Annotated in this window: 22 protein-coding genes; 13 read left to right on the top strand and 9 right to left on the bottom strand. The window is 71.3% G+C overall.

What is annotated here, in order from left to right; genetic code table 11:
* The first annotated feature begins 69 nt into the window (after positions 1-69).
* From MQN93_RS22165 to MQN93_RS22150, 4 genes are read left to right on the top strand one after another with little or no spacing between them, the layout of a single operon-like run.
* Entirely contained in the window at positions 70-1,185 is a 1,116-nt protein-coding gene (locus tag MQN93_RS22165) for a zinc-dependent alcohol dehydrogenase (RefSeq protein ID WP_242710944.1), read from the top strand.
* A complete protein-coding gene (locus tag MQN93_RS22160) occupies positions 1,182-1,877 on the top strand; it encodes a 4-carboxy-4-hydroxy-2-oxoadipate aldolase/oxaloacetate decarboxylase (protein WP_242710943.1) in 696 nt (231 codons plus the stop codon). Before MQN93_RS22165 ends, MQN93_RS22160 begins: the two co-directional genes overlap by 4 nt.
* On the top strand, positions 1,867-2,889 hold the full coding sequence (locus MQN93_RS22155; RefSeq protein WP_242710942.1) for an amidohydrolase family protein: 1,023 nt from the start codon (positions 1,867-1,869) through the stop codon (positions 2,887-2,889). Before MQN93_RS22160 ends, MQN93_RS22155 begins: the two co-directional genes overlap by 11 nt.
* A 9-nt stretch (positions 2,890-2,898) precedes the next feature.
* Positions 2,899-3,891 (top strand): substrate-binding domain-containing protein, encoded by a 993-nt coding sequence (locus MQN93_RS22150; protein ID WP_242710941.1) that lies wholly within the window; start codon positions 2,899-2,901, stop codon positions 3,889-3,891.
* Positions 3,892-3,951: 60 nt separating this feature from the next.
* Here the strand turns inward: MQN93_RS22150 and MQN93_RS22145 are convergent, their stop codons facing one another.
* The 3 genes from MQN93_RS22145 to MQN93_RS22135 all read right to left on the bottom strand — a co-directional run bounded on the left by MQN93_RS22145 (position 3,952) and on the right by MQN93_RS22135 (position 8,720).
* Positions 3,952-5,220, bottom strand: a complete 1,269-nt coding sequence (locus MQN93_RS22145) for an NAD(P)/FAD-dependent oxidoreductase (RefSeq protein WP_242710940.1) — start codon at positions 5,218-5,220, stop codon at positions 3,952-3,954.
* A gap of 114 nt (positions 5,221-5,334) precedes the next feature.
* Positions 5,335-7,311, bottom strand: coding sequence for an N-acetylmuramoyl-L-alanine amidase (locus tag MQN93_RS22140; protein ID WP_242710939.1), 1,977 nt, complete (start codon positions 7,309-7,311; stop codon positions 5,335-5,337).
* Between the two features lie 266 nt (positions 7,312-7,577).
* Entirely contained in the window at positions 7,578-8,720 is a 1,143-nt protein-coding gene (locus MQN93_RS22135) for an aminoglycoside phosphotransferase family protein (protein ID WP_016433300.1), read from the bottom strand.
* Between the two features lie 244 nt (positions 8,721-8,964).
* On the opposite strand from MQN93_RS22135, the gene MQN93_RS22130 reads away from it, so the two are divergent.
* Positions 8,965-10,452 (top strand): DNA-binding protein NsdB, encoded by a 1,488-nt coding sequence (locus tag MQN93_RS22130; RefSeq protein WP_016433299.1) that lies wholly within the window; start codon positions 8,965-8,967, stop codon positions 10,450-10,452.
* 62 nt (positions 10,453-10,514) lie between these two features.
* Here the strand turns inward: MQN93_RS22130 and MQN93_RS22125 are convergent, their stop codons facing one another.
* Positions 10,515-11,930 carry a PP2C family protein-serine/threonine phosphatase gene (locus MQN93_RS22125; protein ID WP_242710938.1) on the bottom strand — a complete coding sequence of 472 codons (1,416 nt, stop codon included), beginning with the start codon at positions 11,928-11,930 and terminating at the stop codon, positions 10,515-10,517.
* Positions 11,931-12,328: 398 nt separating this feature from the next.
* Here MQN93_RS22125 and MQN93_RS22120 point away from each other — a divergent pair, with 398 nt between their 5' ends.
* Positions 12,329-12,742, top strand: a complete 414-nt coding sequence (locus tag MQN93_RS22120; RefSeq protein ID WP_016433297.1) for an SsgA family sporulation/cell division regulator — start codon at positions 12,329-12,331, stop codon at positions 12,740-12,742.
* Between the two features lie 47 nt (positions 12,743-12,789).
* Here MQN93_RS22120 and MQN93_RS22115 read toward each other — a convergent pair whose 3' ends face one another.
* Both MQN93_RS22115 and MQN93_RS22110 read right to left on the bottom strand, forming a co-directional pair.
* Positions 12,790-13,887 carry a baeRF3 domain-containing protein gene (locus MQN93_RS22115; RefSeq protein WP_242710937.1) on the bottom strand — a complete coding sequence of 366 codons (1,098 nt, stop codon included), beginning with the start codon at positions 13,885-13,887 and terminating at the stop codon, positions 12,790-12,792.
* 80 nt (positions 13,888-13,967) lie between these two features.
* Positions 13,968-14,402 carry a PaaI family thioesterase gene (locus tag MQN93_RS22110; RefSeq protein ID WP_242710936.1) on the bottom strand — a complete coding sequence of 145 codons (435 nt, stop codon included), beginning with the start codon at positions 14,400-14,402 and terminating at the stop codon, positions 13,968-13,970.
* A 67-nt stretch (positions 14,403-14,469) separates the two neighbouring features.
* On the opposite strand from MQN93_RS22110, the gene MQN93_RS22105 reads away from it, so the two are divergent.
* On the top strand, positions 14,470-14,895 hold the full coding sequence (locus tag MQN93_RS22105; RefSeq protein WP_242710935.1) for a MarR family winged helix-turn-helix transcriptional regulator: 426 nt from the start codon (positions 14,470-14,472) through the stop codon (positions 14,893-14,895).
* 33 nt (positions 14,896-14,928) lie between these two features.
* Here MQN93_RS22105 and MQN93_RS22100 read toward each other — a convergent pair whose 3' ends face one another.
* Positions 14,929-16,509 carry an alpha/beta hydrolase gene (locus MQN93_RS22100; RefSeq protein WP_242710934.1) on the bottom strand — a complete coding sequence of 527 codons (1,581 nt, stop codon included), beginning with the start codon at positions 16,507-16,509 and terminating at the stop codon, positions 14,929-14,931.
* 299 nt (positions 16,510-16,808) lie between these two features.
* Here MQN93_RS22100 and MQN93_RS22095 point away from each other — a divergent pair, with 299 nt between their 5' ends.
* The 3 genes from MQN93_RS22095 to MQN93_RS22085 all read left to right on the top strand — a co-directional run bounded on the left by MQN93_RS22095 (position 16,809) and on the right by MQN93_RS22085 (position 19,366).
* Positions 16,809-17,474 (top strand): chaplin, encoded by a 666-nt coding sequence (locus MQN93_RS22095; RefSeq protein WP_242710933.1) that lies wholly within the window; start codon positions 16,809-16,811, stop codon positions 17,472-17,474.
* 195 nt (positions 17,475-17,669) lie between these two features.
* Complete coding sequence (locus MQN93_RS22090) at positions 17,670-18,524, top strand: GNAT family N-acetyltransferase (RefSeq protein WP_242710932.1); 855 nt, start codon at positions 17,670-17,672, stop codon at positions 18,522-18,524.
* Positions 18,525-18,589: 65 nt separating this feature from the next.
* Positions 18,590-19,366 (top strand): GNAT family N-acetyltransferase, encoded by a 777-nt coding sequence (locus MQN93_RS22085; RefSeq protein ID WP_242710931.1) that lies wholly within the window; start codon positions 18,590-18,592, stop codon positions 19,364-19,366.
* A 19-nt stretch (positions 19,367-19,385) separates the two neighbouring features.
* On the opposite strand, the gene MQN93_RS22080 is transcribed toward MQN93_RS22085, so the two are convergent.
* Positions 19,386-20,093, bottom strand: coding sequence for a TetR/AcrR family transcriptional regulator (locus tag MQN93_RS22080; RefSeq protein ID WP_242710930.1), 708 nt, complete (start codon positions 20,091-20,093; stop codon positions 19,386-19,388).
* A gap of 132 nt (positions 20,094-20,225) precedes the next feature.
* Here MQN93_RS22080 and MQN93_RS22075 point away from each other — a divergent pair, with 132 nt between their 5' ends.
* Positions 20,226-21,188, top strand: coding sequence for an NAD-dependent epimerase/dehydratase family protein (locus MQN93_RS22075; RefSeq protein ID WP_242710929.1), 963 nt, complete (start codon positions 20,226-20,228; stop codon positions 21,186-21,188).
* A 55-nt stretch (positions 21,189-21,243) separates the two neighbouring features.
* Entirely contained in the window at positions 21,244-22,164 is a 921-nt protein-coding gene (locus tag MQN93_RS22070) for an NAD-dependent epimerase/dehydratase family protein (protein WP_016433287.1), read from the top strand.
* Between the two features lie 82 nt (positions 22,165-22,246).
* Here the strand turns inward: MQN93_RS22070 and MQN93_RS22065 are convergent, their stop codons facing one another.
* Positions 22,247-22,510 carry a GlsB/YeaQ/YmgE family stress response membrane protein gene (locus MQN93_RS22065; protein WP_016433286.1) on the bottom strand — a complete coding sequence of 88 codons (264 nt, stop codon included), beginning with the start codon at positions 22,508-22,510 and terminating at the stop codon, positions 22,247-22,249.
* A gap of 299 nt (positions 22,511-22,809) precedes the next feature.
* On the opposite strand from MQN93_RS22065, the gene MQN93_RS22060 reads away from it, so the two are divergent.
* The gene (locus MQN93_RS22060; RefSeq protein ID WP_242710928.1) at positions 22,810-24,255 is read left to right on the top strand and encodes an immune inhibitor A; all 1,446 of its coding nucleotides are present in this window, start codon (positions 22,810-22,812) and stop codon (positions 24,253-24,255) included.
* The last annotated feature ends 24 nt before the right edge of the window (positions 24,256-24,279 follow it).

Below are 24,279 nucleotides of genomic sequence, written 5' to 3'. Positions count from 1 at the left end.
CGAAAGGTAGCATGGTTAGTCCATTCGTCCATAGACTGTCGTCACCCCCGAACGTGAGGAGACGACGTCATGGCGGAACAGGTGCTGGCGGCCGTACGGACGGCGCCCGGCCGGACCGAGCTGAGGGAGTTCCCGATGCCGGACATACCCGACGACGGGGCCCTGCTGAAGGTGGAGGTCGCCGGGATCTGCGGCACGGACGTGAAGATGTACGGCAAGCCGCCCTTCCCCGACCCGGTGATCATGGGGCACGAGAACGTGGGCGTCATCGCGAAGGCGGGACGCACCTTCACCGAACGCAAGGGCCTCGCGGAGGGCGACCGTATCTTCGTCGAGCACTACGTCGGCTGCTTCCGCTGCGAGTGGTGCCACCGGGGCGAGTACCGCCACTGCGAGGCCACAGACTGGCGCACCAACCCCGACGCCCGCCGCTACGGCTACACCTCGGCAGACAACCCGGGCCGCCTGTGGGGCGGCTTCTCGCAGTACCTCTACCTGCCGTGGAACGCGGTGACGCACCGCGTGCCGGACGGCGTCTCGGCCGAACTCGCGGGCCTGGTCACCCCGTTGTCGAACGGCATCGAGTGGGCCCTGGTCACCGCGGGTGTCGGCTACGCCTCCACCGTCCTGATCCAGGGCCCCGGCCAGCAGGGCCTGTCCCAGGTCGTCGCCTGCAAGCAGGCGGGCGCCTCCCTCATCATCGTCACCGGCACCACCAGGGACGCCGCGCGGCTGTCCCTGGCCAGGGAGCTGGGCGCCGACCACGTCATCGACGTGACCCAGCAGGACGCGCTCACCGCCGTCCTGGAGATCACCGGCGGCCGGGGCGTCGACGTCGTCCTGGACTGCACGGCGGGCGCCGGTACCGCCCCCGTCCTGCTCGGCATCGACGCCCTCAAGCGGCGCGAGGGCGTCATGGTCGCCCAGGGCGAGCTGGCCGCCTTCCCCGACTTCCCCATGAAGAAGCTGACGGAGAAGTCGATCGCCCTCAAGAGCGCCCGCGGCCACAGCTACCGCGCCTGCGAACTCGCCCTGGAGCAGCTCGCGTCGGGCCGCTTCCCGCTGGAGAAGCTGAGCACCCACAGCTTCCCGCTCGCCGAGGCCGACCGTGCCATCCGTACCGTCGGCGGCGAGAGCGGCGAGGACGCCGTGCACGTCTCCCTGCTGCCCTGGGCGGCGGCATGAGCATCGTCGTCCGCGATCCCCGCCGCGCCGACCGCGCGACCGTCGACGCCTTCGCCGAGTTCGGCGTCGCCACCGTCCACGAGGCCCAGGCGCGCACCGGCCTGCTCGACCCTGCGCTGCGGCCCGTCTGGTCGGGCGCGCACATCGCCGGCACCGCCGTGACCGTCAGCGTGCCGCCCGCCGACAACTGGATGATCCATGTCGCGGTCGAGCAGTGCCGCGACGGCGACGTCCTCGTCGTGGCCCCCACCTCTCCTTCCGAGGCGGGCTACTTCGGCGACCTGATCGCCACCGCAGTCGCCGCACGCGGAGTGCGCGGCCTGGTCATCGACGCGGGCTGCCGCGACGTCGCCGACCTCAAGAGGATGGGCTTTCCCGTGTGGGCGCGGCACATCAGCGCCTTCGGCACGGTCAAGGAGACCCTCGGTGACGTGAACACCCCGATCGTCTGCGCCGGACAGCGGATCGCGCCCGGCGACGTGATCGTCGCCGACGACGACGGCGTGGTGGTCGTGCCCCGGCTCGAAGCGACCGCCGTGCTCGCGGCGTCCCGCGTCCGCGAGGAACGGGAAGCCGCACTGCGCAAACGCTACGCGAGCGGTGAACTCGGCCTCGACATCAACGACATGCGCGAGCGACTGGCCCGCAAGGGCCTGACCTACGTCGACCGGGAGCCGACCGATGATCATTGACATCCACGGCCACTACACGACGGCCCCGCCGCAGCACCAGGCCTTCCGCGATGCACAGTTGGCCCGGCTCGCCGACCCGTCGCTCCCCGCCCCGCAGCCCGCGGCGATCAGTGACGACGCCATCCGGGAGAGTGTCGAGCACAACCAGCTCAAGGTTCTGCGGGAGCGCGGCGCCGACCTCATGCTCTTCTCGCCGAAGGCCTCCGGCATGGCACACCATGCGCCGGACCCGGCCACCGCCCGCGACTGGGCCCGCGCGAACAACGACCTCGTCCGGCGCGTCGTCGGCCTGTTCCCCCAGCACTTCGCGGCCGTCTGCCAGCTGCCCCAGACCGCGAACGGCCCGCTCGACGACGCGATCGCCGAACTGCGCCGCTGCGTGGAGCAGTTGGGCTTCGTCGGCTGCAACCTCAACCCGGACCCGTCCGGCGGCCACTGGAACGCACCGCCGCTGACGGACCCGTACTGGTACCCGCTCTACGAGATGATGACCGAGCTGGACGTCCCCGCGATGATCCACGTCTCGACGTCCTGCAACCCCAACTTCCACACCCTGGGCGCCCATTACCTCAACGCGGACACCTCCGCCTTCATGCAGTTCGTCGAGGGCGACCTGTTCGACCGCTTCCCGACGCTCAGGTTCGTCATCCCGCACGGCGGCGGGGCGGTGCCGTACCACTGGGGCCGCTACCGCGGACTGGCCGTCCGGATGGGCCGCCCCGACCCGGCCCAACACCTCAGGAACAACGTCTACTTCGACACCTGCGTGTACCACCAGCCGGGCATCGATCTGCTGCATCGTGTGGTCGGCACCGACAACATCCTGTTCGCTTCGGAGATGCTGGGTGCGGTGCGCGGGGTCGACCCGGCGACCGGGATCGCCTGGGACGACACCAAGCAGTACGTCGACCGGGCTTCACTCACCGACGAGCAGCGCAGGAAGGTCTTCGAGACCAACGCCCGGCGCGTGTACCCGCGGCTGGACGCACGACTGACGGCGGAAGGCAGGTAGCCCACACCCATGTCCCGACTCCGACTCACCTTCGCCTGCGGCGACTACGACCGCACCCGCGCCCTGGAAGAGGGCACGGTCCGACCCGACGGCATCGAGCTGACGTATCTGCGCCTGCCCGTCGAGGAGACGTTCTTCCGGATGATGCGCCACCAGGAGTTCGAGGTGGCGGAGATGTCCCTGTCCTCGTACGTCCTGTCCCTGCGAAACGACCCCTCGCCCTTCGTGGCCCTGCCCGTCTACACCTCGCGGATGTTCCGCCACGGAGCGCTGTACTGCCATGCCGACTCCGGCATCACCACGCCCGAGGACCTCAGGGGCAAGCGGATCGGCACCCCCGAGTACCAGCTGACCGCCTGTGTCTGGATGCGCGGCATCCTCGCCGACCGCCACGACGTGCCCGTCGACTCCGTCAGCTACTTCACCGGCGGACAGGAGACGCCGGGACGCATCGAGAAGGCGGGCGTCGACCTGCCGGACTCGCTGCGCATCAGCCGTATCCCCGAGGACCGCACGCTCGCGCAGATGCTCGCCGAGGGCGAGATCGACGCCCTGTGCACTCCCCGCGTGCCGAGCCCCTTCACGGCGGGGGATCCGCGCGTGCGACGGGTGTTCCCGGACGTCGTCGCCGCGGAGAAGGAGTACTACGCTGCGACCGGCATCTTCCCGGTCATGCATGTCGTGGTGATCCGCCGGGACGTCTACGACCGGCACCGCTGGGTCGCGCAGTCCCTGTACAAGGCGCTGCTGTCCGCCAAGGACGCCGCCTACGACACCCTCTACGACACCTCGGCCCTGCGCTTCATGCTGCCCTGGCTGACACCCCAGCTGGAGGAGGCCCGGGAGCTGATGGGCCGGGACTACTGGTCCTACGGCGTCGAGGGCAACCGGGAGACCCTCGCGACCTTCCTGCGCTACCACCACGAGCAGGGGCTGTCCGCCCGGAGGTGGGAGCCGGAGGAACTGTTCGCCCCTGAGTCGCTGGAGGCGGCGGTCATCTGACGGGCAAGGCACTTCGGCCGGAGCGAGGGCGGTAAGCCCTGACTCCGGCCGGCTGCTTCGTCAGGCCGACGTCACGGCGTCGGTGCGGGCCGTCAGCAGGGTCTTGAGCGGCGTCGCGGGATCGGCCGCCAGGGCGGCCGGGACGGTCCTGCCGTCCGTGAGGGCCTTGCGGACCGCCATGTAGTCGGCCGGGCTGTTGACCGCGTCCACCGCCAGGAGCTCGCCCCGGCGGTAGTAGAGGACGGAGAACCGCTCGTCGTCCGGCTCACCCCGTACGACGTACTCGTCGTATCCGGCCGCAAGCCCCGCGATCTGCAGCTTCAGATCGCCCTGGTACGACCAGAACCAGGGCACCGTCCGCGCCGGTTCAGGCCTGCCGAGCAGCGTGGCGGCAGCGGCCGTCGCCTGCGCCACGGCGTTCTGCACCGACTCCAGCCGGATCCGGCCCAGCCCCGTCAGGGGGTGCGGCTGGACCGTGCAGTCCCCGGCGGCGGTGATGTGCGGATTGCTCGTACGGGCACAGGCGTCGACGACGATGCCGCCGTCGCACTCCAGCCCCAGCTGCTCGGCGAGTTCGGTGCGGGGCACGACACCGACCCCGACCAGCACGAGGTCGGCGGGCAGCGTCGAGCCGTCGCTCAGCCGTACCGCGCCCACGCGGCCGTCCGTTCCCTCGAAGCCGGTGACACCGGTCGACAGCAGCACCCGGGTGCCGCGCCGCCGGTGCGCCTGCAGATAGAACTCGGAGACCACGGGCGCGACCGCGCGGGCGATCAGACGGTCGGCCGCCTCGACGACGGTGACGTCCTTGCCGAGCCCGCGGGCCACGGCGGCGGCCTCCAGGCCGATGAACCCGCCGCCGACGACCACGACGCGGGAGGCGGAGCCGAGCCGGGTGCGCAACTCGGCGGCGTCGTCACGGTCCCGCAGCGAACAGATGCCGTCCAGCCCGGCGCCGGGGACGTCGAGCCGCCGGGGTCCGGCTCCGACGGTGAGGGCCAGCCGGTCGAAGGACAGGGTGCGTCCGCCGGAGGTCCGGGCCGCTCCGGAGCCCGGGCGGCCGGAGCCGGCGAGCGTGATCCCGGTGACGCGTTCCCCGCTGACGAGATCGATGCCCGCGTCGGCGTAGTAGGCGGGCGAACGGAAGGCCAGGGACTCGGCGTCGGCGTGGCCGGCCAGGAACTCCTTGGACAGCGGCGGCCGCTGATACGGCGGATGGCGCTCCTCGCCCACCAGCGCGATCGGTTCCATGTCTCCCAACTGCCGCAGGGAGACCGCCAGTTGGAGACCTGCCTGGCTGGCACCGACGATGAGCGTTCCGCCCGTCATTGCGTGACCCCTCTCGACCCCCGGTTAATGTCATACCATTATACCAAGGTGGAGGGTAAAAAGAAGGGCGGGCCGGGAACGCCAACGTCCCCGGCCCGCACCCGCCCCTTGGGCCTACCGCCCGGACCGCACCACGGTCACGTCCGCCGCCCGCACCCACTCGACACGGTGGCCGTACTGGATCTCGTAGTAGAGGTCCTTGCCCCGCACCACCTTGTGCGAGTCGGTGGTGAAGGTGACCGCGTAGTAGTACTCGCCCGGCATCACATCACCGACCACGTACTTCTGGCCCTTCGGCAGCGTGTACGGCAGCGGAGAGACGGACTGGACCGGCACACCCGCCGGATACGCCGACGCCTCCGGATAGGCACGGCCGTACACCGGGACGCTGTCCACACCCGGCTTGGGGGTCACCACGAAGCCGGACGCGTTCACCGCGGTCGGGTGCTTCTTCGGGTTCTTGAACCACGCCTTCTGACCGAGGTACCAGATCGCCGTCCAGTCGCCCCAGTGACCGGCGACCGCGTACTGCTGGCCCGTGGAGACCCGTGAGGACACGTCGTTGACGTCGATCGTGGACGGGCCGGTGCCGTGCGCGCCGACGTCCTTGATCAGGGCCGAGTTCTCGTCGTGGTCGGAGTAGAGCCGCACCTCACTGGAGCCGTGCGCCGCACAGGGCTCGTCCTTGGTGACACAACCGGTGTACTCCGGCTGGTTGGACGCGTAGTCGGGCAGGATCGTCACCAGCCCGCCGCTCTTGCCCGCGGTCCGCTTGAAGGGGTGGCCCAGCAGGTCGAAGTAGTGCCGCCAGTCCCAGTACGGGCCGGGGTCGGTGTGCATCCCGGGGATGGTCGAGGTCGTCGGCCCCGGCACGTTCTCATGGCCGAGGATGTGCTGCCGGTCCAGCGGGATGCGGTACTTCGCGGCGAGGTACTTCACCAGCCGCGCGGACGAGCGGTACATCGCCTCCGTGTACCAGGCGTCGGGCGAGACGAGGAAGCCCTCGTGCTCCAGACCGATCGACCTGGCGTTGACGTACCAGTTGCCCGCGTGCCAGGCCACGTCCTTGGCCTTCACATGCTGGGCGATGAACCCGTCCGTGGAGCGCAGGGTGTAGTTCCACGACACATAGGTGGGGTCCTTGATCAGATTCAGTACGCCGTCCCAGGCGCCCTCGGTGTCATGGATGACGATGTACTTGATGCTCTGCGCGGCCGGGCGGTCGCCCAGGTCGTGGTTGCCGTAGTCGCCGTCCCCGAACTCCTCGTACGGCGCCGGAATCCACTCGCAGGACACCGACTTCGGGCACTCGGTGCCCTCGTTCGAGACCGTGCGCAGACCCGTCCTGCTGATCTGCGCGGTGTCGGGGGCGAGCCCCGGCCGGGCCGCCAGGGCGACCTGCTGCCCCGCGTCCGTGGTGCGCCGCTCGCCGGTGCGGATGACGTCGTACACGTCGTTCGCGTACGCCGCCGCCGTCGCGGTGTCGTCCGCGCCGGAGAAGCGTGCCACCGCGCCGTACCAGTCCGCCGGGTCCGCGCTGAGCGGCTCACCCAGGTCCTTCTGGGCGGCGGCCAGCAGCGCGGCACCGCCCGCCACGTTCGCGGCCGGGTCCGTACGCAGCTTCTCGGCACTCAGCCCGGTGAGGCCGGCCGCCTTCGGCAGGGTCCGGAGGCGGGCCGGGAGCTGGGAGTTCGCCGGCACCTCGGTGTCCGGGTGCAGGGCGGGCCGGGCCGAGTCCCCGCGGGGGTCCTCGGTGCCCTCGCTGTGGTGCGAGGCGGCGGCGAGTGCGGTGTGGGCGTCGGTGAGATGCATCGGGCCGTACCCGCCGGAGACACTCGGCGCCCCCTCGTGGGCGTCCCAGCGCGACTGCAGATAGGAGACGCCGAGCAGCACGCTCTGCGGTACGTGGTACTCGGCGGAGGCGGACGCGAACGCCGACTGCAGTCGGTTCGCGCTTGTGGAGGACTGGGCCTCGGACGGGGCCGCGCCGAGCAGCGGCAGCAGCAGCGCCGCGGTGGCGAGAGCGCCCGCGGTTCTGCGGGCGCGTCTGTGACCGGATGCGGACGTGGGGTCGGGGGCGGATTCTCGCAATGCAGCCTCCAGGGACGGACGAGCGTGACGGGGCGTGCAGGGCCGAACGGGTGCGTCTGTGTTACCCGCTGGCAGATGATCCGTCAATCATGCCCAGAGGCAGCAGATTTCCCACGTCAACACGAGGATGGGGGAGTTTCGCGGCGGCGCCGTGCGGGCCTGCGGGGCGTCAGTGGCGTACACCAATGGCCCCGCACAAAGGTTTTTGCAAAGACAAAAGGCCCGCGGTGCGCACCCCCCGTGCGCATCGCGGACCTTCGTCCCCCTCAGCGAGTGCCGACCGCCGCGCGTACGGCCCTGCGGGCCAGCTGGCAGTCGTCGTGCAGCCGCCTCAGCAGCAGCCGCTGTTCCTCGCCGGACGGCGCAGCACCCGGGTGGGCCGTGCCCGGTGCCGCCGGGGCCGTGTCGTGCATCGAACGCTGCACGGCCGTCTCGTAGGTGCGGATCTCCCGGGTCAGCACCAGCATCAGGTTCACCAGGAAGGCATCGCGCGAGGCCGGGCCCGCCGACTGCGCGATCTGGCTGATCTGACGACGGGCCACCGGGGCGTCACCCAGCACCGACCACAGCGTCGCCAGGTCGTAGCCCGGCAGGTACCAGCCCGCGTGCTCCCAGTCCACCAGCACTGGACCGGCCGGTGAGAGCAGGATGTTCGAGAGCAGTGCGTCGCCGTGGCAGAACTGGCCCATGCCCTGCCGACCCGAGGTGTGCGCGATGCCGTGCACCAGTTTCTGCAGGTCGCCCATGTCGCGGTCGGTCAGCAGGCCCAGTTCGTGGTAGCGGGAGATGCGGGCCGCGTAGTCGAGCGGGGCGTCGAAGGTGCCGGCCGGTGGCCGCCAGGCGTTGAGCCGGCAGACCGCGCCGAGCGCCATCCTGATGTCCGCGCGCGGCGGGGCCTCGGCCGGGTGCCGCTGCAGTGCCGCGACCCGCCCCGGCATCCGCTCGATGACCAGGGTGCAGTTGTCCGGGTCCGCCGCGATCAGCCTCGGCACCCGCACGGGCGGGCGGTGCCGGACGAACGAGCGGTACGCCGCTATTTCGTGGCGGATCCGCTCGGCCCAGGCAGGGGAGTGGTCGAGTAAGCATTTGGCGACGGCCGTGCTGCGCCCGGTCGTGCCGACCAGGAGCACGGACCGGCCACTGCGGCGCAGCACCTGCACCGGAGCGAACTCCGGACAGATCCGGTGCACCGACGCGATGGCGGTACGCAGCTGGGCGCCCTGGGGGCCGGACAAGTCGAGTCTCCCGCTGAGCGGTTGGGTGCCGATCCCCGGCATACGCCGCGGCCGGCCCGCGCCGAGCGCGGGGGCCGCCGGACGGGCCCCGGGGTCGAGATACGGGCCGCTGTCCGCCGGGCGGGGGCGCAGCGACCGGGGCGGTGCGGACACGGAGGACGATGCTGCGTACATGGGCGAAACAGATCCCTTCGTGTGCCTGCGACGACAATGCGCTACCCGGCCCGGCCCCTTGGGTGCACCCTGGGGAATGCACCCCGTCTTGCGACAGGCGACCGGGTCGGGGTGGCGCGTTCCTACCTGACACCCGTCGGCCAGTGGCACACCATCTGGCGGACCCTGGCGAACCCTGGCGAATAGTCGCCCGGCAACTTGCACCGGGCTACTGTCAACTCAGCCGAGAACCTGGGGGCTTGACGTGAGCGGACAACCCAACACCCGCCTTGCGGACCTGTTCGGCCTGGCCGGCTGGTCCAAGGGGGAACTCGCGAGGCTGGTCAACCGGCAGGCGGCGGCCATGGGCCACCCCCAGCTGTCGACCGACACCTCCCGGGTGCGGCGTTGGATCGACATGGGAGAGATCCCGCGCGATCCGGTGCCGCGGGTGCTGGCGGCCCTGTTCACCGAGCGTCTCGGCCGTGTCGTGACCATCGAGGACCTCGGTCTGGTCCGGCACGGGCGTGTGGGGAAACGGCAGGACGCCGGGAGTGCGGAACATCCCGACGGTGTGCCGTGGGCGCCCGAGCGGACTGCGGCGGTCCTCACCGAATTCACGGGAATGGACCTCATGCTCAACCGACGCGGCTTGGTGGGTGCGGGTGTCGCGCTCACCGCGGGATCCGCACTCAGCAGCGCCATGTACGACTGGCTGCACACCGATCCGACCCTCTCCGCCGACGCTCCCGACTACGACAATCCCCTGCACGCCGACCCCGCTGGGTTCGACCGCTTCGAGGCCGCCCCCATCGGGTCGCAGGAGATCGAGGAACTGGAGCGCTCGGTCGAGGTCTTCAGGGCCTGGGACGCCGCCCGCGGCGGCGGGCTGCAGCGCAAGGCAGTCGTCGGCCAGCTCAACGAGGTGGGCGGCATGCTCGCCTACCGTCACCCCGACCATCTCCAGCGGCGCCTGTGGGGCGTCGCCGCCAACCTCGCCGTCCTCGCGGGCTGGATGTCGCACGACGTCGGCCTGGAGCCCACGGCCCAGAAGTACTTCGTCATCGCCGCCCATGCGGCCCGTGAGGGCGGCGACCGGCCACGCGCCGGGGAGGCGCTCTCCCGAGCGGCTCGCCAGATGGTGCACCTCGGCCGGCCCGACGACGCACTCGACCTGATGAAGCTCGCCCAGTCGGGCTCCGGCGAAGAGGTGCTGCCGCGCACCAGGGCGATGCTCTACACCATCGAGGCCTGGGCACAGGCCTCCATGGGCAAGGGCCAGGCGATGCGCCGCACGCTCGGCCTGGCGGAGGACCTCTTCGTCTCCGACAACGGCGACGTGCCGCCGCCGAGCTGGATGCAGATGTTCAAGGAGGAGGACCTCTACGGCATGCAGGCCCTGGCCTACCGCACGCTGGCCGAGCACGAGCCGGGAGCGGCCGCGCACGCCCAGCACTACGCGGAGAAGGCCCTGGCCCTGCGGGTCGACGGACGGCAGCGGTCGAAGATCTTCGACTTCCTGTCCATGGCCTCGGCCTGCTTCATCGCCGACGACCCGGAACAGGCGGACCGGTACGCACGCCTGGCCCTGATGTCGATGGGAACCAACTCCTCCCACCGCACCTGGGACCGGCTGCGCCAGATGTACCGGCTCACCGCGGAGTACTCCAGCTATCCGAAGATCCATGAGTTGCGGGAGGAGATCAAACTGTCGCTGCCGAGGGCGGCGAAGGGCAGCAGCGCACGGGTATAGGGGGTCCGTGCAGCTGAGGCCGCTTCGTCACGCCGTCCGGGTCGATACCGCTCGGCGGCGGTTCACAGCACCCTCGCGACGAGTACGCACGCGTCGTCGTTCCGTTCGGCCGCGCCGAACTCCTCCACGACCGTCCGTGCGCAGTCCTGCGCGGTCCGGGCCCCGCCGAAGCGGGGGGCCAGGTCGAGGAGCCGGTTCACGGTCTGCGTGACCGTGTGCCGGGGCACCAGCCCGTCGGTGTGCAGCAGCAGCAGGTCGCCCGGCTCGAGGGTCTCTTCGGCCTGCTCGTAGGAGGCGACCGAGGTCGCACCGAGCAGCACACCGCCCGGTGCGTGCAGCATGCGCCCCGTCCCGCCGCGGAACAGCAGCGGGGCGGGGTGCCCGGCCTGCGCCCAGGTCAGCGTGCGGGTCTCGGGGCGGTAGCGGCAGCAGACGGCGCTGCCGAGGGCGGGCTGCACGGTGGCGTCGAGCAACTGGTTGAGCCAGGTCATCAGTTGCCCGGGCGCGGTGCCGGCCATCGCCATGCCGCGCACGGCGCCCAGCAGTGTCGCCATGCCCGAGGTGACGGCGACGCCGTGTCCGGTGAGGTCGCCGACGCTCAGCAAAGTCTGGCCGTCGGGCAGTTCGAGTGCGTCGTACCAGTCGCCGCCGATCAGGTCGCTCGTCGTCGACGGCAGATGGCGGGCCGCCAGATCCAGCGTCTCGGGCCCCTTGTGCGGGAGCCGCAGGCTGCCGCGCCACGGCGGCAGCACGGCCTCCTGCAGCTCGACGGCGACCCGGTGCTCCGTCTGCGCGCGGTGCTGGTGGTGCTGGAGCGAGTCACGGGTCTCGCTCACCACCCGTTGGCTGCGGCGCAGTTCACTGACGTCGCGCAGCACGGCCCACATCGAGGCGGTGCTGCCGTCGGTGTCGAGCACCGGTTCGCCCATCATGTGCACCGTGCGCACCTCGCCGTCCGGCCGCACGATGCGGAACTCGCCGTCGATGGGCTTGGCGTCGATGAGGCAGTCCGTGACCATCGTCGTCAGCTTGGTGCGGTCCTCGTCCATGACCACGGCGGGCAGTTCGTCGAGGGTGAGCGGGGGAGCGGCGGGGTCACGGCCCAGGATGTGATACAGCTCGCCGGACCAACTCGCCTCGTCCGTCAGCAGGTTCCACTCGGCGCTGCCGACCCGGCTGAGCAGCGAGCCGCGCCGGGACGCGGGCGCCGCGGCCCGGGTCTGTGGTGCCTGGGGCACGGGGGACGGCCCGTCCCGCAGCTGCCCCAAGTGGGCGTCGAGGTCGGTGAGTTGGTGCAGTGCGAGGTCGTACAGCGCGCGCTGCCAGCGTTCCTGGGGGTCCGAGCCGTCGCCGTGTGCGTCGCGCCGTACCGCGTCCACGTCGCCCTTGAGCCGCCGCGTCTGCGATATCAGCGCGTCGACCGAGCCGCGTCCTGGCGGCTCGGCGGCTGGGCGATCCGCGGAGAGATGGGACGGCATGGCGCACTCCGAGGCGGGACGGTACGACCGGGCTGACTGCTCTGGGGACCGTTACGACTCTTGCACAGCCCGCGACCGCCTGTAAGGGGTTTGGCAAGACACGATCCGGTGGTGCTTCTGACATATGCCACCGTCCCCACGGAGGGGTCGTGCGGTGCGCATGGTGTACGTGCGACGGTCGAGCAAGTCGTAGGCAGCGTACGCGATTTGGGGTGCTGCCCGGAGCGTCGGTCGCATGTTCCATCACACGTTCGACGGCTGTCTGTTCCAGGGCGACCCGGGGCCTTCGGGGCGCACCGTGCGGGCTGCACGCCAAGCCGATCAAGGTGTGATGCAGGTCACATAAACTTGTAAGCGCTTCCCTGTAATGCGATCGGCATCAGCGGGGTCGTACAAGCATGGACATCACGCTCGAGCAGCCTGCCCGCGGCCGCCTCATCACCGCCGACGAGCAGGAGCTGCCCGCTCCGGTCACCTTGCGCTATGTCTCCACGGACCCGCTGGCCGTGCACCTCGACTTCCCGCCCGAGGTCTCCCTCGACGGCACGCCGGTCACCTGGACGTTCGGCCGCACTCTGCTGGACGAGGGGCTGCGCGGCCCGGCCGGCGCCGGTGACGTGCACATCTGGCCGTGCGGTCCCGCCCGCGTCGTCATGGAACTCCACTCGCCCCACGGCCTGGCCCTCATCCGGTTCGAAAAGGCAGTGCTGCAGCGGTTCCTGCTGCGCACCTACGCCGCGGTGCCGGCCGGCCAGGAGGACATCGGCGCGGCCGTCGAGGAGAGCCTGGGCTCGCTGTTCGGCAACGTGTGAACCGGTGCCCCCGGGCCGGTACGTCCGAGCCGGGGCCACCGGATCGTTCAGTAGCGCAGGATGCCCGCGATGCCGGTGGCGTCGCCGAGCATCCCGTCGGGGACGAAGCGCACGTCCGCGCCCGTCTCCAGGCACTGCTCGACGATCTCGTCCACGATGTCCTCGCGCGCGTCGAGGTCGCCGCTCTCGGCGGGCACCAGATGGTCGCCGTGCGCGTCGCGCATCGTCACGCGGTAGTTCTCCTCGACGGCGAGCAGCCGGACGCGACCCTCGCGGGCGCTCTGCCAGACCTCGTCGACACCGGCCGCGAACGCCTTGCGGCCACGGGCCGTTTCGAGCTCCCGGGCCACCGCGTCGCTGCTCTTGCGGGCCACGGATTCGATCACGGGCCGGATCGCCTGCCACACGGCGTCCGGGGTGCCGTGCGCGAGACCGCCGTGCGGCACGTGCACCGCCTCCTTGGTCGCGCCGCCCACCTCGTCCAGCACCGACAGGGCGGCCGGATCGCCGGTGACGTAGAGCGGCCGGGGGGACTCGCGCAGGACCATGCCCATCGCGGTGTCGGCGTCGCGCAGGAAGTGGCGGGTGTCCTCGTCGCGGAAGGTGCTCGGCATGTCGCCGATCCGCTCCTGCCGCTCGGCGTCGAAGTTCTGCGGGCGCCTGGTCAGCGGGAATCCGCCGGCGCCGTCCTCCGTGACCCGGTCCGCGCCTCCGCTCCAGAGCGTGGCCCGGTCGGCGGAGACCGACAGCACCCAGAACGGCCGCTCGGCGGCCTGTGCGGAGACGAGGTTGCGGGTGAGGAAGGTGTCGGAGAGCACCACCCGCTCCGGGACGGTACGGCCGAGCGACCACACCTGGTGCTCGCCCGGAGCGGCGAAGATCACCAGACCGTCCTCGGCATGCGTGAGATCCACCTCCGTGAGTGCCTGGTCGAGCTGACGGACCACGTCCAGGCGGCGCTCCCGCGTCACCGCGGGATCGGCCTCCAGTTGCTTCTTGGCCTCGGCCACCACATTGCGCAGCCGGACCGGATCCTGGGTGTTCTCGGGCTCGCGGCGATGCGTCGGCGTCAGCACGGACACGGCCGGATAGACGCGCGGGCGCCGGAGCTCGGACAGCGTTGACGGACTCAGGTCGTGCTCCATAACAGCACCATAGGACCGTTTCGCCGATCGGGCATTAGGGGCAGGAACGGCAGACACACGGGCGTTTCACACGGCGCGGACTACCGTCGGTCGCCGACCGGTTCGATCACCGCGATGTTCCCCTGCGCCACGGCGCACAGGGTCTGTGTACCGGCGTCGTCGATCGTGACCACGTCGCAGCGGGAGACGACCCGGGTGCGGCCGGCCCGCACCACCTGGGCGTGGGCGCGCAGCAGCCGGCCGGTGGCCGGGCGCAGATAGTCGACGGTGAAGCCGGACGTGATCACATCCGTCCCGACGACGGTCGCCGCGGCGAGCGTCAGCGTGTTGTCGGCCGCGTAGGAGAGCACACCGCCGTGGACGAAGCCGTACTGCTGGAGCAGGTCCTCGCGGATGTCCAGCTCCACCGTGGCCTCGCCGTCGCCGAAGGCCGTCACGCGCGCGCCGAGCAGCCTGCTGAACGGCTGTTCCGCGAGGGCCTTTCGGGCCAGCTCCAGATCCGTCGTCCCACCCACGTCCCCACCTCACTTCACCTGTGAAGTGAGGGTGGCGCGAACGCGTGCCGTCTGTCAACATCGGCCCATGTCCGAGCCTGATCAGCGGCTTTTCTTCCTGTTGCAGCGGGCGGCGCACCGGCTGCGCACCGCGGTCGACCGGCGCTGCCTGGCCGTCGCCCACGTGACCACCGCACAGCTCGGCGCGCTGTACGCGGTGCGGGACCGGCCGGGGATCACCCAGCAGGAGCTGGCCCGCGTCCTCGGCCTGCGGGAGTCCGCGGTCACCGCGCTCGTCGGCCGGCTCACCGCGGCCAACCTGCTGCACAAGCAGGCGCACCCCCGTGAACACCGGGCCGTGGTCCTGGAGTTGACCGACGCGGGGACCGCTGCCCTGAACGCCGCGGAGCCGGAGGTCGACCGCTTCAACGCGGAGTTGCGGGCGCTGCTCGGCGACGACGGGTTCGTACGGACGGCCGAGGCCCTGCACCGTCTCGCGTACTGGGAGATCTGAGGCGCAGCCGGGAGAGCCGGGCCGCCCCGGACGTCAGTGTTCGTCCTCCTCCGGCCCGCAGGAGCTGCCGGTCGGCGGCAGGCTGCCGTACAGCAGGAAGGCGTCGACCTTGCCGTGCACGCACTTGGAGGAAGCGTAACCGGTGTGCCCCTCGCCCTTGTTGTCGAGCACCACGGCCGAGTCGCCGAGCCGTTTCGCCGTCTCCACGGTCCAGCGGTACGGCGTCGCCGGGTCACCGCGGGTGCCGACGAGCAGCATTCTGGGCGTGTGGAGGTCCCGTACGTCCTCGCGGATGTAGTCGGTGCCCTTGGGGCGGCCGTAGCACATCAGCAGTTCGGTCAGGCGGTAGCGGCCGAAGACCGGTGATGCCTGCTCGTACTCGGTGCGCAGCCTGCCGAGTTCCCTGACGATGGTGGCCGCGGCCGGACGGTCGGGGTCGTCCGCGCAGTTGATCGCCATCAGGGCCGCCGGAAGGTTGTCGAGCGGTACGTCGTTCTCGTCGACCAGTCCGTCGTGCCGCTGCTGCCGCACGGGCAGACCCGCGCCGCCGCTCGCGAAGGCCATGACGCCGCGGGTGTCGCCGTCCTCCACGAGTTCGGCGATCGCGCGCTCCAGCGAGGGCCACAACTGCTTGCTGTAGAGCGCCTGGCTGATCGCGCCCACGAGATCCTGTCCCGTGAACTCCTGGCCGAAGTCCGTGGGCACCGGATCCTCGTCGAGGGAGTGGACGAGCCGTACGACCTGCTCCCGGGCGTCGCGCGCGTCCTGGCCGAACGGGCAGGCGATGTCCTCAGCGCACCAGTCGATGAAGTCGTCGAGTGCCGTCTGCTGCCCCTCGGCGCCCGCGACCCCCTGCTCGGACATCGGCTCGGTGAGCGTGTCCACCCCGTCGAGCACCAGCCGGCCGACCTTCTTGGGGAACCGGGCCGCGTACACCGCACCGAGCCGGGTTCCGTAGGAGAACCCGAGGTAGTTGAGCTTCTTGTCGCCCAGTGCCTGGCGGATCACGTCCAGGTCGCGTGCCGTGTTCACCGTGCCGATGTGGGGGAGCACCGGACCCGAGTGCTTGGCGCATTCGGCAGCCGCCTTCTTCAACTGTTCGAGGACGGCCCGCGGATGGTCCGCCTCGGCGCCCGAGGCGGCAGTGATCGAGGCCTCGGCGGCCCCGTCCCCGCAGCTGACCGGCGAGGACCGGCCGACGCCGCGGGGGTCGAAGGACACCACGTCGTAGTTGTCGGTCAGGCCCATGAAGTCGTCCCCGCCGGCGGCGAGTTCACTGACGCCCGCCGCGCCGGGGCCGCCGAAGTTCAGCACGACCGAGCCGCGCTTCTTGCCCGTCGCGCGGTAACGGGCCAGCGCCAGGTCGAGCGTGCGGGCCCTGGGCCTGCCGTAGTCGAGGGGAACGGTGACCTTGCCGCACTGCAGGTCCCTGGGCATGTCCTCGCCCTTGCACGGGGACCACTTGACCTGCTGCCCGTAGAACCGCGTCAGGCCGGGGCCGGTACCGTCCGAGGCCACGGCGGGCAGACCCGCGCCCACCAGGGCTAGAGCGGTTGCTCCGGTGGCGGCGCAGCGTCGGACGACCGCGGGCCGCGTCGACAACTTGGCCAGCATGGATGCCTCCAGGGACGCCTGCCGGGGACCGGAAGCGCGACGCCCTCGATCACGATAAGCGGGCCTCGCCGGGCCCGCCTCCGGACCGGCGGGACCGCGCCGGGTGCCCTACCCTGTGCGCCCCTGCGCGGTCGTACGGCAGTTTTGCTGCTAGTTCGATAACCGTGCCGCTCGATGGGGTGAAAGACCGATAAGCCATAACCCGGATGGTTCGCCCGCGTTTTATCCCGTGCGGGCAGGTGCCCGCTTCTCCGGCGCGGGGTACGTGCCCGCGACCATGTCTGGAAGGCAGGGAACCTATGAGAAGGGTTACCCGAAACGGTCTGATCGCCGTCGCCGCTGCGTCGGGCGCGATGGCGCTGACGGCGCCGGTGACGGCCGCCTTTGCGGCCGACGGCGCCTCCGCGAATGGTGCCTCGGCCGACTCGCCCGGCGTGATCTCCGGCAACACCGTCCAGGTCCCGGTGGACATCCCGGTGAACGTGTGCGGGAACACCGTGAACGTGGTGGGGCTGCTCAACCCGGCCGCGGGCAACAGCTGCACCAACGACAGCGCGAGCGGTGCGCACGGGACGGAGGGCACCGCCGCCGGTGGCAGCTCGGCCGAGGGAAGCGGAAAGGATTCGCCGGGAGTGGGCTCCGGCAACACCGTCCAGCTGCCGGTCCACGTGCCGGTCAACATCAGCGGCAACACCGCGAACGTGGTCGGCGTCGGCAACGCGGCCACCGGTAACGAGTCCACCAACAGCTCGGGCCACCACACCGAGCCCGCCCCGGAGCAGGCCGCCCCGCCCAAGGCGCACCCCCGGCCGGTGACCGACCGCCACGAAGCCCCACCGCGGCCGGAGGCCACACTCGCCCACACCGGCACCGACCGGACGCTGCCCACCGCCGTGGCGGGCGCCGCGCTGGTCCTCGGCGGAGCCGCCCTGCACCGCGGTGTCCGGCGCCGGGCGATGCGCTGACCGCGCCGCCCGCGCCACTGATCACGGAGGGTCCTGCCGGTCATGACGCCCGGCAGGACCCTCCGTCGTCAGGACCCGGCCAGGCATCGGCTCAATCCCACCGTGACGCCTCCCTCAAGATCCGCAAGGATGCTGCGGGCGCGGTCGATCACCGCGCGCCGCATCCGCCGTCCCACCAAGGAATGGAGCGCACGCATGACCTCCGCCGCCCTCGAAGACCTCGTCGTCACGCAGGCCGGTCCCGACGACTGGCCGGTCATCGGCGGATGGGCCGCGGACGAGGGCTGGAACCCGGGCACGGCCGACGGACCGGCCTTCTTCGCACAGGACCCGGAGGGCTTCTTCCTCGGCCGGATCGACGGTGAGCCGGTGTCGGCGATCTCCGTCGTCAACTACGGCGCCGACTACGCCTTCCTGGGCTGCTATCTCGTACGGCCGGACCTGCGCGGGCGCGGACACGGCCTGACGACGTGGAAGACCGCGCTGGCCCACGCGGGCACCCGCACCATAGGACTCGACGGGGTGGTGGCGCAGCAGGACAACTACCGCCGCTCCGGCTTCGAACTCGCCCACCGCACCGTCCGGTTCACCGGAACCGCGCCCGTCACGGACGTACCGGCCGACGTCCGCGCCCTGCGCCCCGCCGACCACGCGGACGTCACCGCCTACGACGGCGTCTGCGGTCCGGCCGACCGGCCCCGCTTCCTGGCCCACTGGCTCACCGGCCCCGGGCACCACGCCGTGGTCCGCCGCACCGGCGACCGCGTCACCGGCTACGGAGTGCTCCGTCCCGCCCACGACAGCCTCCGTATCGGCCCGCTCTTCGCCGACACCCCCGAGGACGCGCAGGCCGTGTTCGCGGCGCTCGCCGCCGAGGCGGCCGGGCGGGAGGTCGCCCTGGACGTGCCCGCGACGAACGCGGCGGGCATCGCCCTGGCCGAACGGTCCGGCCTGCGCCCCTCCTTCGAGACGGCCCGCATGTACACGGGCCCGGTCCGGCCGTACGCCAGGGAGCGCGTCTACGGCGTGACGACGCTGGAGCTCGGCTGAGGGGCTGAACCATGGCGGACGGTAAAGCCGTTGCTCACGTGGGCCCCGGATGCTGGAGTGAGGCCATGGACCATGCGGCTGTGCTCTCGCTCTACGACCGTGACATGCGCGAAGGCGCACAGCCGGACGGCCCCGACGCACGCGTCGAACGGACGGGCGGCGTGGTCCGCCAGGTGTCGTCGGCGCGCGGCTGGAACGGCGTCGTGTGGTCCGACCTGGACGAGACGGACGTCGACGCGGCGATCGCCGCGCAGGTCGCGTACTTCTCCGGGCTGGGCCGCGAGTTCGAGTGGAAGGTGTACGGGCACGACCGGCCCGTGGACCTGGCGCAGCGGCTCGGCGCCGCCGGTTTCACCGCCGAGCCCAAGGAGACGCTGATGGTCGCCGAGGTCGCGGAACTCGCCCTCGACGCCGAGCCGCCCGAGGGGATCCGTCTGCTTCCCGTCACCGACGCGGCGGGCGTGGATCTGGTGGCGGACGTGCACCGGCAGGCCTTCGGCACCGACGGCTCCCGGATGCGCGACCAGTTGCTGGCCCGGCTGGCCCGGGAGCCCGACACGGTCGTCGCCACTGTCGCCCTCGCCGGCGACGTGCCGGTGAGCGCCGCCCGCATGGAGTTCGTCCCCGGCACCCGTTTCGCGGGCCTGTGGGGCGGCGGCACCGTGCCCTGCTGGCGCGGCCGCGGCATCTACCGCGCCCTCGTCGCCCACCGCGCCCACACAGCAGCCACCCTCGGCTACCGCTACCTCCAGGTCGACGCTTCGACCCAGAGCCGCCCCATCCTTGAACGGCTGGGTTTCGAGGCGCTGACCACGACCACCCCGTGGGTGTGGGTGCCGTAGGGGCCGCAGGGTGTGGGGCTCAGTCCAGCCCGAACGCATCCGCCAGTGCATCGATCTGGGCCGTGAGCAACGTGCTGCCGTCGTGGCCCATGCCCTCGAACTGGCCGGAGACCTCCAGGCCGATGGCGCCGTGCATGTGGGACCAGGCGAGCACGGCACCGGCCAGTGCGACGCCGGCCGATCCGCCGGGCGTGCGGGGGCGTGCCCAGTGTGCGACGGTCGTGTCCCGTTCGGCCCAGGCCGTCATCTGTTCGACCACGGGCCGGACGGCCGCCGACGGTTCGGCCGCTTCGAAGACCGCGAGGAACGGCTCGAGTACCGCCCGCGCGCTGTCCAGCGTGTCGGCGGGAGCGGTGTAGCCCGGCACCGGTGTGCCCTCGATCAGCAGATAGCGGTGCGGCTGCGCGACCGCCCATGTGCGGCAGGCCCCCGCGAGTGCCCGCGCCCTGGCCCGCGGTGACGTGTCCGGGGGCAGGGCGTCCGCGGCTGCCGTGACGGCCGCAGCCAGGTCCGCGTAGGCGTCGCGGATGAGATCGGTCAGCAGCGCGTCGCGGCTGTCGAAGTAGCGGTAGAGCGCGGGCCCGGACAGCCCGACCTCCTTGGCGATCCGGACCAGCGCCACCGCCGCCGTACCGCCCTCGGCGAGCTGGCGGAGCGCGATCTCCTTGATCTCCGCACGCGTCTGCTCGCGATAGCGCGCTCTGGGGCTCTGTGCGGTTCCGGCCACGGACGGACTCCTCTCGGTGCTGGTGACACACCTTAACGAGGGGCCGGGCCTCCCACTCTTGCTATCCCCTATCGAAAGAGTTACAGTCTCTAACAGAAGCTACGATCGCTAACTAACAATGGGAGTTCGATCATGACTGCCCCTCCTACCGACCCGCCCGCACAGCACACCGTCCTCGGCTCCGGCCCCGCCGGCACCGCCCTCGCCAAGGAACTGGTGCGCAGGGGCCACTCCGTGCGCCTGGTCGACCGCAGGGCCGACGGGCCCGGCTTGGACGGCGTCCAGCGCCTCGCCGCCGACGTGAGCACCGCCGAGGGGGCGCGCGCCGCGGTCGCGGGCGCCGACGTGGTGTACCACTGCGTGAACGTCGCCTATCACCTCCAGGTCGAGGTGATGCCCCGCGTCCAGGAGGCGGTGCTCGGCGCGGTCGAGGCCGAGGGCGCCCGCCTCGTGGTGCTCGACACCCTCTATCCGTACGGCGAGACCGGGGGAGCGGTCATGACCGAGGAGACCCCGTGGAAGGCGACCAGCCGCAAGGGCCGTATGCGCGCCGAACTCGACGAGAAGTACCTCGCGGCGCACCGTGAGGGCCGCGCCCGCGTCGTCCTCGGCCGCTCGGCGGACTTCGTCGGCCCCGGCGTGCTCAACTCCACCCTCGGCGCGACCGTGTTCCCCGCCGCGCTCACCGGCGGGGAGGTCCTCGGCTTCGGCGACATCGGCCTGCCGCACAGCTACACCGGCATCGAGGACGTGGCCACCGGACTGGCCACGCTCGGCGAGCACCCCGAGGGCGACGGCCGGGTCTGGCACCTGCCGACGGCGCCGGCCGTCAGCACCCGCGCCATCCACGAGATGATCGAGGAGCGGATCGGCGGGCCGCTGAAGGTCGGCGTCCTGACGGAGCCGCGGCCGGTGGGACCCTTCGACGCGCAGTTCATGGCCGAGTACGCGGAGATGTTCTACCAGCACACCGAGCCCCAGATCATGGACTCGTCCGCGTTCGAGCAGGCCTTCGGCGTGGCACCGACCCCGCTGGGCGCAACCCTCGACGCCACCCTGGCCTGGTACGGGGAGTGGCTCGCGCAGCAGCAATGAGCGGGGCTGTGTGCCCGGATGTCACATCCGGGGCCGCCCGATCCGTCGCAGCACCATGACGACGAACCAGCAGAACCAGAGCATCCTCCTCGCGGGCGCGAGCGGCGTCCTCGGCGGTCACCTCACCCGTGCCCTGACCGAGGCCGGCCACAAGGTCACCGGCCTCGGCAGGGGCGCGGCGAACGGTGTCCGGGCCGACCTCATGGACCGCGACGCGTTGCTGAGGGCCGTGGACGGCCGGCACTTCGACACCGTCATCCACGCCGCGACCGCCCTGCGCAAGCCACCCATGCGTCACCGCGACATGTACGCCACCGACGCGCTGCGCATCGCCGGCACCACCCATCTCATCGAGGCCGCCCGCGCCACCGGCGCCCGTCGCTTCGTGGTGGAGTCGATGGTCTTCGGCTACGGCTACGGGGACTTCGGCGACCATGTGGTCACCGAGGACGACACCTTCGGCCCGCGCGGCACCACGCCGCAGCTGGAGCGGCACCTCGAGGGAATGCGCGTCAAGGAACAACTGACCTTCGAGGCGACCGATTTGGAGGGCATCGCCCTGCGCTTCGGCCTCTTCTACGGCCCCGGCGGCACCGATGCGCTCCTGCCCATGCTGCGCAAGCGGCAGATGCCGCTGCCCGACGACCAGGGCAGGGTGCTGCCGTGGGTGGAGCTCACCGACGCCGCCCGCGCGACGGCGGCCGCGGTCGAACGCGGCCGCCCCGGGCGTGCGTACAACGTCGTGGACCGCACCCCGCTCGGGTTCCGGGCCCATGTCGTGTGCGTCGCCGAGGAGTTCGGCGTACCGAAGCCCATGACGGTGCCCCACTGGATGACCCGCCCGATGCCGTACGCGCACACGATGATGTCGTCGAGCATGCGGGTGTCGGCGGCACGGGCCGAGCAGGAACTGGGCTGGACGCCTCGCTACGCCTCCGCCCGGGAGGGTCTCGCGGCGCTGGCGGCCCGGCGTTGACGCCCGGCCGGCTTGTCCCGGCACCGTGACCGCGGCCGGACGGGGTGCTGCCGCACCCCGTCCCGGTCCCCGAACAGTGGTGTCAGCGACGGGCCTTCGACCGGTCCAGTGCGGCGACGCCGAGTGCGGCGAGGCCGATCTGGATGAGCCATTCGATCCAGTCGATGCCGTTGGTGTCGGACACGTCGAAAGCGTTGGCGATCGCCGAACCGATCAGCGCGGCGACGATGCCCACGAGGATCGTCCACAGAATGCCGATGCGCTGTCGTCCCGGGACGACGAGCCGACCGAGCACACCGATGACGATGCCGATCACGATGGCACTGATGATGCCTGAGATCTCCATCTCCGCCCCTTTTTGTCAAGGCCCCCGCACTATCCGGATGCCCGCTGGAGACGGGGACAGTCCGCTCCGTTTCCTCCTCGTGTCTCCGTCCGGGTCAACGACGGGTCAATCTCCGGCCCTGTGCGTCCCATGACGCCTGTTCACCCCCATCCCTGCCATGTACGGTTCAACCGTTCCGCCGGACGGCAGCCGTGCGGCGGAATGTCCACGCGCGCGGACGCCCTGCATCTACGCGCGTAGGGCCGGCCCCGCACCGCACTGCCCCCGCACGTCCCCCACCCCACACGGAGGTACGCCGGATGCCCGGACTCACCCGGTCCCGCCACAGACTCACCACCGCTCTCGCCGCGTTCGGCCTGCTCGCCGCGGCCGGCGCCGCTCAGGCCGGCGTCACCGCGACCCCCGCCCACGCGGCCACCACGCACCGCATCCTGTTCGACGACGGTCACGCCGAGGAGGCCGGCAACGCGGACTGGATCATCTCGACCAGCAAGCCCGACCCGCTGGGCCAGGACTCCTCGCCGTCCTCGGAGACGGACTGGACCGGTGCGCTCTCCTCATGGGGCGTCGCCCTGCAGAAGACGGGCGACTACAGCCTCAAGACCTCCACCGGCGCCCTCACGTACGGCGGTTCGTCGTCGACCGACCTGTCGAACTTCGACACCCTCGTACTGCCCGAGCCCAACACCCTCTTCACCACCGCCGAGAAGACGGCGATCATGAACTTCGTCAAGAACGGCGGCGGCCTGTTCATGATCTCCGACCACACCGGCGCCGACCGCAACAACGACGGCGAGGACGCGGTCGAGATCCTCAACGACCTGATGACCAACAACAGCGTCGACTCCACCGACCCGTTCGGCTTCTCCATCGACACCCTGGACGTGGGCTCCGGCTATCCGGCCGCGATCAGCGACAGCGCCGACCCGGTGCTGCACGGCTCCTTCGGGACCGTCACCAAGAGCCTGATCGCCGACGGCACGACGGCCACCCTCAAGCCCTCCGACAACTCCTCCGTCAAGGGCCTGGTGTACCGCAGCGGTTACTCCGGGAACACCGGAGCCTTCTTCCTCACCAGCACCTTCGGCAGCGGCCGCGTCGCCTTCTGGGGCGACAGCTCGCCGATCGACGACGGCACGGGCCAGTCCGGCAACACGCTCTACGACGGCTGGAACGACACCGGCGCCACCAACGCCGCGCTCGCCCTCAACGCCACCGCCTGGCTCGCCGGGGACGGCGGCAGCGGGGACGGGGGCGGCGGCTCGGACACCTGCACGGCCGGCCAGCTGCTCGGCAACAACGGCTTCGAGTCGGGCGGCGCCACCTGGAGCGCCTCCAGCGGTGTGATCACCAACTCCGGCGACGAGACGGCCCGTTCGGGCTCGTACTACGCCTGGCTGGACGGCTACGGGAAGGCCACCACCGACACGCTCTCCCAGTCGGTGACCATCCCCTCCGGCTGCACCACCGCCGCCCTCAGCTTCTATCTGCACATCGACACGGCGGAGACCACCACCAGCACGGCCTACGACACCCTCAAGGTCCAGGTCGTCAACGGCTCCGGGACCGTCTTGGGCACCCTCGCCACCTACTCGAACCTGAATGCCGCGAGCGGCTACACCAAGCGCAGCTTCAGCCTGGCGGGCTACGCCGGACAGACGGTCACGCTGAAGTTCACCGGCACCGAAGGCTCCATGCTGCAGACGTCGTTCGTCGTCGACGACACGGCACTCGACGTCGCCTGACACCGGTGGGGCCCGGCCCGCGCC

The sequence above is a fragment of the Streptomyces spinosisporus genome (assembly GCF_022698145.1).
In the GTDB taxonomy this organism is placed as follows: Bacteria; Actinomycetota; Actinomycetes; order Streptomycetales; family Streptomycetaceae; genus Streptomyces; species Streptomyces spinosisporus.
This window is presented reverse-complemented; position numbering and strand designations above follow the sequence as displayed.

Bases quoted from the DNA above. Each gene is read 5' to 3' on its own strand.
- MQN93_RS22105 (WP_242710935.1), top strand. From the start codon at position 14,470: ATGTCCGAGCCTGATCAGCGGCTTTTCTTCCTGTTGCAGCGGGCGGCG.
- MQN93_RS22165 (WP_242710944.1), top strand. From the start codon at position 70: ATGGCGGAACAGGTGCTGGCGGCCGTACGGACGGCGCCCGGCCGGACC.
- MQN93_RS22135 (WP_016433300.1), bottom strand. From the start codon at position 8,720: ATGTACGCAGCATCGTCCTCCGTGTCCGCACCGCCCCGGTCGCTGCGC.
- MQN93_RS22075 (WP_242710929.1), top strand. From the start codon at position 20,226: ATGACTGCCCCTCCTACCGACCCGCCCGCACAGCACACCGTCCTCGGC.
- MQN93_RS22160 (WP_242710943.1), top strand. From the start codon at position 1,182: ATGAGCATCGTCGTCCGCGATCCCCGCCGCGCCGACCGCGCGACCGTC.
- MQN93_RS22085 (WP_242710931.1), top strand. From the start codon at position 18,590: ATGGACCATGCGGCTGTGCTCTCGCTCTACGACCGTGACATGCGCGAA.
- MQN93_RS22120 (WP_016433297.1), top strand. From the start codon at position 12,329: ATGGACATCACGCTCGAGCAGCCTGCCCGCGGCCGCCTCATCACCGCC.
- MQN93_RS22150 (WP_242710941.1), top strand. From the start codon at position 2,899: ATGTCCCGACTCCGACTCACCTTCGCCTGCGGCGACTACGACCGCACC.
- MQN93_RS22155 (WP_242710942.1), top strand. From the start codon at position 1,867: ATGATCATTGACATCCACGGCCACTACACGACGGCCCCGCCGCAGCAC.
- MQN93_RS22115 (WP_242710937.1), bottom strand. From the start codon at position 13,887: ATGGAGCACGACCTGAGTCCGTCAACGCTGTCCGAGCTCCGGCGCCCG.
- MQN93_RS22065 (WP_016433286.1), bottom strand. From the start codon at position 22,510: ATGGAGATCTCAGGCATCATCAGTGCCATCGTGATCGGCATCGTCATC.
- MQN93_RS22100 (WP_242710934.1), bottom strand. From the start codon at position 16,509: ATGCTGGCCAAGTTGTCGACGCGGCCCGCGGTCGTCCGACGCTGCGCC.
- MQN93_RS22060 (WP_242710928.1), top strand. From the start codon at position 22,810: ATGCCCGGACTCACCCGGTCCCGCCACAGACTCACCACCGCTCTCGCC.
- MQN93_RS22095 (WP_242710933.1), top strand. From the start codon at position 16,809: ATGAGAAGGGTTACCCGAAACGGTCTGATCGCCGTCGCCGCTGCGTCG.
- MQN93_RS22090 (WP_242710932.1), top strand. From the start codon at position 17,670: ATGACCTCCGCCGCCCTCGAAGACCTCGTCGTCACGCAGGCCGGTCCC.
- MQN93_RS22125 (WP_242710938.1), bottom strand. From the start codon at position 11,930: ATGCCGTCCCATCTCTCCGCGGATCGCCCAGCCGCCGAGCCGCCAGGA.
- MQN93_RS22145 (WP_242710940.1), bottom strand. From the start codon at position 5,220: ATGACGGGCGGAACGCTCATCGTCGGTGCCAGCCAGGCAGGTCTCCAA.
- MQN93_RS22070 (WP_016433287.1), top strand. From the start codon at position 21,244: ATGACGACGAACCAGCAGAACCAGAGCATCCTCCTCGCGGGCGCGAGC.